Below are 10,948 nucleotides of genomic sequence, written 5' to 3' on the forward strand. Positions count from 1 at the left end.
ATGGGAGAGGGCTGGGGTGAGGGTGAAAGCGACGACATTTCAAGCGGTGATATCCCCCTCCCCTTTGTCCCCTCCCACCGGGGGAGGGGAAATTCGACTTTTTACAAATGCATCATCCTTGATACCCGGAAATTTTTTATGGACTTATTTCTACCATTGTGGGTAATATTCCACACTTGAAAATTTTATGTGAAATGTGGGCGGATGTCTTCCTCTGCCTTAAGCAACATCTGAACAATGGGGAAAAATGACAGGAATTATTTTATCCGGCGGCAAAAATATCAGGATGGGAACAAACAAAGCCTTTATAAAGGTTGACGGTGAGCAGCTAATAGACAGAACGGTAAGGCTTTTTAAAAATATTTTCAAGGAAGTTATACTGGTCACCAACTCCCCACTCGAGTACCTCGATCAGGATGTTAAAATTGTGACCGATATCATCGAAGAAAAAGGTGCAATAGGTGGCATTTATACCGGACTTTTTTATTCAACCTGTAACTGCTCATTCGTCTCGGCCTGCGATATGCCATTCCTGAACAGAAATTTTATAGAATATATGATTTCCAAAATCGGACATTATGATATAGTTGTCCCCAACCCTCCAGACGGGCTTCAGCCCCTCCATGCTATCTACTCCAGCAGGTGCCTTCCCCATATCAAAAAGTCAATCGATACGGATAAACTCAAGATAACCGGTTTCTTCAAAAGCTTAAAAGTCTTGAAAATCCCCGGCGACACCATAACAACCTTCGATCCTGAAAGAAGGATGTTCTCAAACATCAACACAAAGGAAGATTTAACGCAAATTTTCTGACTGCCATCTATCGAAATTATTCTACTTGCAACCCTTTATGCCAAGTTGCATTTATTTTTACCTTTAGAGTCGTCTTTGAAAGTATTATTTCTATTTAAGAATCTCCCCTGCCTGGATCACTTTTAGAATCTGATTGGTACCGGCAGCGGCAAATAGCTCCATGCTATCATTCAACAGCCTGGCCAGATGATATTCCCGACTTACTCCATAACCACCAAGTATCTCTATGGCATTTTTCGTAACGTTCAGAGCTGCCTCTGTGCCGACAACCTTGGCCCGGGACAGGTGCTTGCCGATCTCTCGAGGACTCAACCCACGATCCATAGCGGCCCTCGGGTAGTAGATAAGCCATTTGGCTGCATCGATCTCTGTTTCCATGTCGGCTAACATAAATTGAATGGCCTGCAAGTTGCTTATCGGTTTTCCATAAAGGACTCTTTCTTTAGAATATTTCAGTGCGATTTCAAAAGCCCCCCGGGCAATTCCAAGACCTATGGCACCTATGGAAGCCCTGTTATGACTAATGGCGGTCATTGCGATACTAAAGCCGCTACCCTCTTTGCCGATGAGATTTTCCCTGGGAACCTTACAGTCATTAAAGACAAGTTCACTCACATGAAGAGATTTAAACCCCATCTCTTCCTCTCTCCTGCCAACAGTAAATCCCGGAGTCTCTTTTTCCACCAGAAACATACTGGCCCTGTCCCCTGTTTTTGCCAGTAAAACTGCATAATCTGTCACACCACCATTGGTAATCATGACCTTTCTGCCATTAATAGTATAACCGTCCTCGTCAGCAGCTACCGCCTCGGTCCCCAGATTGGCGATATCAGACCCTCCTGTAGCCTCAGTAGCGGCAATACAGATAATCTTTTCACCTCTTATTACAGGCGGCAAATATTTCTTCTTCTGCTCCTCCGTTCCAAAATTCTCTATGGCATACATGGGAACCTGGCTGACCATAGTAAAGAAAGCTATCGACGGGTAAACCCGGGCAAGTTCCTCAATGGCAATCGTTGCGGCCAGATAACCGATAGCAGCCCCTCCAAACTCTTTAGGTAAGGCCATTCCAATGATTCCCAGTTGCCCAAGCTTTTTAACTATATCAAAGGGAAACTCCCCCTTCTCATCCAGCTCCAGCGCCCTTGGAGCCAACTCAGTATCCGCAAATTCACGAACCATCGCCCTTAACATTTCTTGCTCTTTAGTAAATTCAAACATTGCTTTCCCCCCTTTTGCTGCTTAGTAGTGTGTTTCATAAATACTATTACATATAGATAATCCGCCCCCACCCTGCCCTCCCCCTTGAAGGGGGAGGGTTTGGGTGGGGGTGAAACCGAAAATACGTCACCGTAATTACGGGGTAGAACACTCAGTCTGTAAAAATTTCTTTCTTATTTTTTAACTCTTCAATCAAACAGGGAACGATTTTTGCCAGATCCCCGACAACGCCAATATCCGAAACATTAAATATAGAGGCCTTAGGGTTTCTATCGATCCCGACAATAACCTTCGACTTGCTAAAACCCGTTGTATAGTGCATCGCCCCGGAAGCCCCGACACTCACAAAGAGCTTCGGCCTTACCGTCTTGCCACTCTGCCCTATCATTCGATTCTCCGGAATCCAGCCCGCATCAAAAGCAGGGCGGGTCCCGGCTATCTCCCCATTTATAGCATCCGCCAGTTCCTCAATAAGTTTAAACCCTCCTGCTGAATAGAGACCATAACCTCCAGAAACGATAATATCCGCATCATCCAGAGATATTCCCTCTACTTCTTCATGCACCATTTCCAGTGTCTTCGCTTTAAAATCGTCATCCCTTATATCGGGACTTATTGATACAATCTCCCCTCTTAGTAGATGATCAGGTTTCCCCCTCTCCATTACACCGGGACGAACAGTCGCCATCTGTGGACGACACTCTGGACAGATAATCTTTATCATCATGTTCCCCTTCCAACCGGGAACCATATGAACAAGCTGATCTTTTCCTTCAATCTTTTCGATATATAAATCAACGCAGTGACTTGTCAGTCCTGTTCTCAACCTGGCTGCAACCCTCGGAGCAATGTCCATGCCGATAGACGTACCCCCTATAAGAACAATCTCAGGAGAAGCTTCGGATATGACATCAGATGCAATCCTGACATAGGGGTCACTTTGATAAAGCTGTAACCGGGGGTCCTCTATCAGAAAGACCTTAGATGCTCCGTAAAAAATGATTTCATCAGCCAGCTTTCTGCATTCATTACCGATGAGAACAGCAGAAACATTGCCTTCCAACACGGCGGCGAGTTCTGTGGCCTTTTGAAGCATTTCCAGAGATACATCCATTATACGGTTGTCCCTCTGTTCAATCCAGACCATAACGTCTTTCATCTGATCACTCCTCACTGCTCACTGTTTGCTCTTCACAGCCCCTCAAGCTCATGAAGTCTTCGTACAAGTTTTCGTGCAATTTCTTCGGGGTTTCCTTCAATCATTTCCACCTTGCGTCTTTGAGGTGACTCAAAAACTTCCAGCACCCTTGTAGGAGACCCCTCAAGCCCTATTTCGCTCCCCGGCACACCAGCTGATTCGCAGGCAGAACATCCAAGCTCCACAATCTCCTTCCCCGCAGCCTCCATGATTCCCATAACAGTGGGAAGCCTGTATTTGTTAATACTCTTCACAACAGAAATCACTGCGGGAAGCTTCACCTCAACTTCAAGATAACCGTTCTCAATGTTCCGCTCGACCATAACAGTCTTCTCATCAACAACGTCAATCCTCCGTGCGAAAGTTACGTGGGGAATATCGAGAAACTCTGCTAACTGAGCCGCTACATGCCCGGTAGCCCCATCCACTGTTTCGTTCCCGCATAAAATCAAATCAAATTCACCCAGGGAACGTATGCCGACCGATAAAACACGGGCTGTCGACAGGGTATCCGCCCCGGCAAAAGCCACATCACAGAGAATGAGTCCCTTATCGGCACCCATCGCAAGGGCGTCCTCAATGCTCTTTCTCGCCTGTGGCGGTCCCATCGTCAGGACTGTTACCATCCCTCCGAATTCCTCCTTTTTTCTTAAAGCTTCTTCAATGGCATTCCTGTCCAGAGGATTTGTGATGGATGGGATTCCCTCCCTCTGAATAGAACCGGTTCTCGGATCAATGGAAATCTTATCAAAATGTTCGGGGTCAGGAACCTGCTTGATACACACAATAATATTCAACGACATTTTCTACCCCCTGGGCCCCAACCCTTCATATAGTAAAGTTTTTGAAGTACAGTACAAAAATGACAAGATTTTGTCAACGAAGATATAAAATAATCCTGCAAATTGTGTTGCAAAGATTATTTGAATGTAGTATCTCGCAAAGACGTTTTTTTATGCAGGCAGGCAAAGATATGAGTGACATAAAAAAGATTCTTGAAACGCTAAGAACAAACCAGGATATTGCTCAAAATTTCTTTGAAATCGAATTAAGCATCCTGTCAATCCTTAACTTTAAAGATCTTTTTGAAAGACTGCTTACCGAAATTAAAGAAAAATTTGAAATTCCATACGTCTGGATTTCAATAATCGACAACAGTGAGGTTTACAACCTCACTGAAGCACTGACATCATCCAAAACCCTCAAGGAACGGCTGAATTTTATAGACCGAAAGACATTTACAAACCTTACTGGAAACAAGGCAAAACCCGTACTAATAAATAACAACCTAAAAGCCTTCTACAAACTTATGCCGCAGAAGCATAAGTACCTTATAAGATCTCTTGCCATAGCTCCGTTAACCGTCGACGGTGAAATCATCGGCAGCCTGAACCAGGCAGATCATTCTGAGCAGCGTTTTCAACCCGATATGGACACAATCCTGCTCGAGCAACTTGCCATCAAGATTTCAATCTGCCTGTCGAATGTGATAGCTCATGAAAAACTCAAGTTGCTTGCCTTCAGAGATCCACTCACGGGACTGCTGAATCGCAGAGTCATGGACGATGCTTTGAATAGAGAATTCGGGCTGACCAAGCGCTATGCAACCCCTTTGTCACTAATATACCTTGACATCGATGGCTTGAAGATTGTGAATGACCGGTATGGCCACGACATCGGTGATGATTTGCTAAAATATGTCGCAATCCATTTAGAGTATATGAGCCGAGAAGGTGACATTGTTGCAAGAGTTGGAGGAGATGAATTTATAATCATCCTTCCATACACAACTACTAAAAATGCCCATAATTTAACGAGCCGCTTTGAAAACTTTTTCCGGGAAAATCCCATGGATACTCAAGAAACATCAATCCCGGTTTCAATCAGCTTTGGAATAGCATCAACAGAAGATAAAACAATAAGCGAGGCGGAATCCCTTTTAAAAAAAGCGGATACAATGCTCTACCATGCCAAGAAACTCAAATCAGAACGTTATTCCACCAATTTATGCCATTGAATGAGTGTAAGATGGGGTCAAATCTGTTTTTCTCTCTCTAAAAATCTCTCCCAGATATCACTTACCTGCTCCGCTGTCTCCTCAAGCGATCCTCCATTATCAACTACAAAATCGGAATACCAGAGTTTTTTATCTATCGGCATCTGAGAGTCAATTCGAGCCAGTGCCTCTTTACGGCTACACCGGTCTCTCTCGATGAGTCTTCGAATCTGCTCTTCTTGAGAAATATAGACCAGGACAACCAGATCAACTTCATCCACCTTCCCCACCTCTATCAGGAGAGGAATATCTGAAACGACTATGGCATCCGGGTCATTTTTCTCTATATCAGCAATCTGCTGTTTCCATTCTCCAAAAACGACAGGATGTACAATTTCGTTGAGCTTCTCCAGCTTTTCCTTATCACAGAAGACAATGGCGCCAAGTTTCTCACGGTTTATCGTTCCGTCTTCATTCAGGATTTTCGACCCGAAATCTTCCACGATTCTCTTCCATACAGGAGCCCCCGGTTCCTCCACAGAGCGCACCATGACATCTAAGTCAATCAGGTATGCGCCTTTTTCCTGGAACATCTTAGCGACTGTTGACTTCCCGCTGGCGATCCCTCCTGTTAGCCCAACGCTCAACATGCTCTCGCTTCTACCACAAGGACTCTTTTCTATCAATCAAAAAGCATGCACCCGGTTGACAATATATGGTATAATGTTAATATAATCTCATCAACAATACATAAAAGGAGGTCAGTCATGTCTATTATCACGATATCAAGGGGTTCGCACACCAGGGGAAAAGAAATAGCCGAAAAAGTTGCTAATAAACTGGGCTATAAATGTATTGCCAGAGAGGTTCTTATTGATGCCTCAGCAAGTTATAATATTTCAGAAGTAAAACTACTTCAGGCCATTGCAGACCCACCCTCTTTTTTTGATCGTTTTACTCGTGTAAAAGAAAAATATATTACATATATTGAAAGTGAACTCTTAAAACACCTGAAACAAGACAATATAGTTTACCATGGCTTTGCAGGTCATTTTTTCGTGAAAGATATTTCTCACGTTCTCAAGGTTCGAATCATTGCGGACATAAAGGATCGTGCCAAAATAGTGATGGAGCGGGATAAAATTTCAAAAAAAGAAGCTTTTCAATTTCTGAAAAAAATTGACAGTCAACGAACAAAATGGAGTAAAAACCTCTATGGAATTGATGTAGTAGATCCTGTTCTCTATGATATTGTCATTAATATTAAAAACATAACCGTTGATCGAGCGGTTGAGATTATTTGTAAGGCAGTTAAATTAAAACAGTTTCAAACGACCCCTGAGTCTCAAAAAGCAATAGAAGATCTATCTCTGGCTTCCCAGGTTAAAGCTGCCTTGACAGACGCGAACAATGAAACTGAAGTATACGCTGACGGTGGAGATATTCGCGTAAAAACGGTATCAACTCTTTCAGAGAAAGAAAAAGATAAAATCAAAAAAGCTGCAGAAAAAGTTTCAGGTGTTCTTAAAGTTACCGTCCAGAAAAAAGTATAGGAAAACTAAAGGAATTTGCACAACTAATTGTAGAAAGCTTTGGAAACTCGCGTCTCAAAGCGAATGAAGATTTTTTATAAATAATCGAAGCTCCTCTGTAACATGATGCAGGGGAGCTTCGAAATACAAGGAGCAGTGCTCTTCTATTCGTTCGCTCTGGACGGACATGGTTGACCGGGGGCGCATCCCGCAAGGGGGCGCAATAATAGAAAACATTTTCCTTACCGGGGAGCTTCCGCCCAAAGGACGGAGCTTCACATCTCCCCTTTCAATCTCACCTCCCCACCGGTATCAGATAGAGGGGAGCTTCTTTTAACTTCAAAACACCCTTTACTGCCTCATCTCTGAAGGCCCCAACGATAACAGTAGACAGACCCAGACTCTCCGCCTGAAGGCAGACATTTTGCCCCACATGTCCCACTTCCATGTGAACATAACGAACACCCCTCTCACCATATCTGTTGGTAGTACGATCAAAAACAGCGGCAACAACCACGGTAACCGGTGCCTCCGCGACACACCTCTGTCCCAGTGCCGACGCGGATAACTGTTCCCGAAGATCCCCCTCCACTGTCTTTTTTAGACTATGGGAACTGGAAACATAACGATATACTCCTGGCTTGAGTCCCTCAACATCACCCACCACCGCATAAATCTCCAGGGGGTAGGTTGCACCGGCTGAAGGCGCTGTCTTCCCTCCCCAGTCAGCAGTAATTCCCTGAGCCGCCCAGAGAAGCTGCGCCACCTCTGATAATCTCAATGCACTGTCTTTATAGTCTCTCACCGACCTTCTTGCAGAGAGAACTTTTTCCAGGGAAACACTGCCTGTCAATTGAGCTGCGGGTAGTTTAATTTCCTCGTTCATTTTTCCTCCTTTCATTGCACCCATCGCTTTCTCTTCACCGCTGCAGACGACAAACAACAAAGAGAAAATAACTGCAATGATTGTTACCGGTATAGTTTTCATGGTTTGACCATCCACAGTCTCGTAAAAAATTTTATTATACTACTTTGCAGTATTATAATGGGAAGTAGTTTCAAGTTAACTCTACTTACGTAGCGTGGGGTCTCTGTGCCCCACAGAGGGGACACGCTACTGTCCCCTACCCCCGGGGGGGCGTGGCAGATCGACGCCTGTCCTACCTACATGGCAGGTCGGGCGTCTCGCCCGACTTTATTTGCATTTTTCGTAAATATCCAAGTATCTTCAATTGAACGCCGAGATCCGGGGTCCGGTCCAGGGCAGTTCTTTCCGGACAGCTCCTCCCCATCATTTCCAACAATTCCGTAAGGGCAGTAAACATCTCAATACGTGAGATGCCGTTCTCGGTTAAATGGTGAATCAACCTGAGAGTCTTGAACCCATCAAACCAGGAGAGGAATTGTCTGTAAAGACCGTCTGAACTTTTACTGTTTTCCCTTAACCGATGCCATATTACACTGAAATTATTCACCATCAGGAAACTCTCAAGCAAAGGATGTATCTTTTCTGCCAGGATCAATATCTCCCCGGCATCTTTATCCAAACAGGACGGCATCAATTGCAACCATTCTCTTAATATCGAAAACACCTTGGGGTCATACAATATATACTCATCCTGGCCACCTTCCAGAAATCGTATAACCCGCTGCCCGGTACCGAAGGGAACCCGGTTTGAGGGGCGCGCAGAAGGATAAACCCTTGTAGTATTAACCAGACCTACACTTCCAATCTTGGCAAGTTTATTGAGAAAATAAAAGTCCTCTGCTGCCTCCCTTCTATTCATACCTCTTACAGCCACATATGCATCTGCCGTACAGGCTATAGTAGAACCTATCGAATGAAATGCATACATTGAGTTAGCATAGCTCAAACCAAGCACATAATAGCGCAGGAATATCTCATAACAACAGATAGCGGCCCGCACGGAGGGGTCATCGGCATCCTGGTGCTGAAAAGCGACCACTGCAGCAGTTGCCTTTTCTTTTTCAAAGAACCTGCGAACGGCCGACAGGTAATCCCTCTCCACCACGGTATCTGCATCGAGGCAGAATAGCAGCTTCGCACAAGGTTCCTTGTAATCAAATACTTTTAACGCAATATCGAGCCCTATTTTTCTTGCAAGGCCGACCCCCCCATTTTTGTCGGGCAGCTCCGATCCGGGCGAGGAGGCATCGATATATGATATCTTTAAATTACTCCGGCAGATTTTATCAATCAACGGATTCGATAGATTATTAACAGGATTATCGCTCTCCATAAGGTTCTTCAGCAATCGTATTGTCTCCTGGTTATTGCCAATATCTTCCAGGGATGTGATGTGCCCTCTCCTGTTGTTCATAACACATATAATCAGCGTACGATTCAGCTCTGACTGTTCGTTTTCGGAAAGACTGGCAAGGGTTCTAAAGAGTGATTCTTTCTCAGCCAGAGCAGGAATAACCACGATATTGTCGACCCTGCAACGTCTTTTCGAAACAAGCCGCCATCTGTCAGCAACGGCATAATTTTTCAGATATTTTCCAATATTTTTGGAGATATTCATATTAAATTCCCAACCAAATCTCTAAGTGCATTAAAATCGGCATTGTCAATCCAGTGAATCTCGATTCCCTGTTTCTCCATACGCCTGAACCATGTTCCCTGTTTCTTGGCAAATTGGTGAATGCGGGTATTCAGCTTCTGAAACATCTCATCATAACTCAGCCTTCTCTGCAGATAAAGACCGATATAGCGATATTCCAGACCGAAAAAATCCAACTTTTGCCAGCTTATCCCCGAGGAAAGCAAACCTTCAACCTCCTCAATCATTCCCTCTTCAAGCCTTTTCCTGAGACGTTCTGTAATTCTTCGGCGAAGGATTTCCCGCTCCCAGCGCACACCAATTACAAGGGGTTCTATTGGTGGAATTGATATCTCTTCAGAATCAAGGTTTCTTGAATACTCGGCTATCTCAATCGCCCGTATTAGACGTTTTCTATCTTTTAAATCCGTAGTGTTATGGACAGAAGGATTGAGTTGAAGAAGACGCCCGGCAAGTGCTTCCATGTCCTCTGTTTCAATCTCCTTCCTCAAAGAGACGTTCTCCGGAACCTCGAGCATCCGATATCCCCTGAGAACCGACTCGATGTAGAGGCCGGTTCCCCCAACCATGATCGGCAGGATTGCCCGCCCGTAAATCTCCAAAAAGCATTCGAAAAATCGTCGTTGATACTCAAAGACATTAAACTCATGGTCGAAATCGACGATATCAATCAAATGAAACGGCACAGAGATGCCATCGACAACATACTCAGACAGATCCTTGCCGGTTCCTATATTCATGCCACGGTAGACCTGCCGGGAATCCGCCGAGATGATTTCCGAGCCCAGTTCCCTTGCAAGTTTCACCGCGAGCCGTGTCTTACCAGAGGCAGTCGACCCTAATATAACGATAAGATTATATTCCATACCTTCTCACTCTTATGAGAACTTTAAAAATATGATTCTGATCCAACTGTAATGTCATTCCCGTAAAAACAGGAATCTGGATTCCCAATCAAGTTGGGAATGACATAATCGAAGACGAGGTTGTAGGGTCGGGTTTTACACCCGACCGCAGACGGTGGCATATAAAATGCCACCCTACAGAATTGATTTATCAATTGTCGAAAAAATATTTTGAGCATTGAAGAATCATATTCCCAAGCCCTCCTCCAAATTGTCTTGAAATTAAAGTCCAATACATGATAGCGATATACTTTAACAATTACCCCACCCTGTCCTCCACCCCGAAGGGCATAAGCACTCTTAACTAATTAACAAAAGGGGTAGCATGGACAAACCATGTGCCGGACCTTGATCCGGTATTGTTTGTCCGTGTAAAGAAGCTTAACAAGTTCGTAAAAAGTCTTTTTTTGTCACCCAAAATCATGTCCTGACCTTGTTTCAGGATCATTCAGGGTCTCTAACTTGCTGAAATAATTAGATGCTGAAACAAGTGAGATCCTGAAACAAGTTCAGGACGACAAATGGTGCAGTTTATGACTATTTACGAATGCAACACAGTTGTAACATTATTTTGGCAATACTTTACTACTTTTAAAGAGACACTACTTCAATGAATAACAAGAAACTTGACCTTGGCAAGGACCCTGTTCTCCCCTTACTCCTTAAAATGAGTCTCCCCTCAATCATTGCACTGCTC

Annotated in this window: 11 protein-coding genes; 4 read left to right on the forward strand and 7 right to left on the reverse strand. The window is 44.2% G+C overall.

Going from position 1 to position 10,948, the window contains the following annotated elements; translation table 11 throughout:
* The coding region (locus tag Q7J27_09000; protein MDO9529284.1) for a hypothetical protein at positions 1 to 180 on the forward strand (180 nt) is incomplete at its 5' end.
* A gap of 67 nt (positions 181 to 247) precedes the next feature.
* A complete protein-coding gene (locus tag Q7J27_09005) occupies positions 248 to 814 on the forward strand; it encodes a molybdenum cofactor guanylyltransferase (GenBank protein ID MDO9529285.1) in 567 nt (188 codons plus the stop codon).
* Positions 815 to 904: 90 nt separating this feature from the next.
* On the opposite strand, the gene Q7J27_09010 is transcribed toward Q7J27_09005, so the two are convergent.
* From Q7J27_09010 to Q7J27_09020, 3 genes are all read right to left on the reverse strand, one after another.
* Complete coding sequence (locus Q7J27_09010) at positions 905 to 2,035, reverse strand: acyl-CoA dehydrogenase family protein (protein MDO9529286.1); 1,131 nt, start codon at positions 2,033 to 2,035, stop codon at positions 905 to 907.
* A 151-nt stretch (positions 2,036 to 2,186) separates the two neighbouring features.
* Positions 2,187 to 3,194, reverse strand: coding sequence for an electron transfer flavoprotein subunit alpha/FixB family protein (locus tag Q7J27_09015; protein MDO9529287.1), 1,008 nt, complete (start codon positions 3,192 to 3,194; stop codon positions 2,187 to 2,189).
* 32 nt (positions 3,195 to 3,226) lie between these two features.
* Positions 3,227 to 4,036 carry an electron transfer flavoprotein subunit beta/FixA family protein gene (locus tag Q7J27_09020; GenBank protein ID MDO9529288.1) on the reverse strand — a complete coding sequence of 270 codons (810 nt, stop codon included), beginning with the start codon at positions 4,034 to 4,036 and terminating at the stop codon, positions 3,227 to 3,229.
* A gap of 170 nt (positions 4,037 to 4,206) precedes the next feature.
* Here Q7J27_09020 and Q7J27_09025 point away from each other — a divergent pair, with 170 nt between their 5' ends.
* Entirely contained in the window at positions 4,207 to 5,250 is a 1,044-nt protein-coding gene (locus tag Q7J27_09025; protein MDO9529289.1) for a sensor domain-containing diguanylate cyclase, read from the forward strand.
* A gap of 17 nt (positions 5,251 to 5,267) precedes the next feature.
* On the opposite strand, the gene coaE is transcribed toward Q7J27_09025, so the two are convergent.
* Positions 5,268 to 5,879, reverse strand: coding sequence for a dephospho-CoA kinase (gene coaE / locus Q7J27_09030; GenBank protein MDO9529290.1), 612 nt, complete (start codon positions 5,877 to 5,879; stop codon positions 5,268 to 5,270).
* A 117-nt stretch (positions 5,880 to 5,996) separates the two neighbouring features.
* Here coaE and Q7J27_09035 point away from each other — a divergent pair, with 117 nt between their 5' ends.
* Positions 5,997 to 6,782 carry a cytidylate kinase-like family protein gene (locus tag Q7J27_09035; protein ID MDO9529291.1) on the forward strand — a complete coding sequence of 262 codons (786 nt, stop codon included), beginning with the start codon at positions 5,997 to 5,999 and terminating at the stop codon, positions 6,780 to 6,782.
* Positions 6,783 to 7,056: 274 nt separating this feature from the next.
* Here Q7J27_09035 and Q7J27_09040 read toward each other — a convergent pair whose 3' ends face one another.
* The 3 genes from Q7J27_09040 to miaA all read right to left on the reverse strand — a co-directional run bounded on the left by Q7J27_09040 (position 7,057) and on the right by miaA (position 10,212).
* Positions 7,057 to 7,749: a SagB/ThcOx family dehydrogenase gene (locus Q7J27_09040; protein MDO9529292.1), complete on the reverse strand. Its 693-nt coding sequence runs from the start codon at positions 7,747 to 7,749 to the stop codon at positions 7,057 to 7,059.
* Between the two features lie 172 nt (positions 7,750 to 7,921).
* Entirely contained in the window at positions 7,922 to 9,307 is a 1,386-nt protein-coding gene (locus Q7J27_09045; protein MDO9529293.1) for a glycosyltransferase family 2 protein, read from the reverse strand.
* Positions 9,304 to 10,212 (reverse strand): tRNA (adenosine(37)-N6)-dimethylallyltransferase MiaA, encoded by a 909-nt coding sequence (miaA, locus tag Q7J27_09050; protein MDO9529294.1) that lies wholly within the window; start codon positions 10,210 to 10,212, stop codon positions 9,304 to 9,306. Before miaA ends, Q7J27_09045 begins: the two co-directional genes overlap by 4 nt.
* Positions 10,213 to 10,948 lie beyond the last annotated feature (736 nt).

This window comes from Syntrophales bacterium (genome assembly GCA_030655775.1).
Taxonomy (GTDB): Bacteria; Desulfobacterota; Syntrophia; order Syntrophales; family JADFWA01; genus JAUSPI01.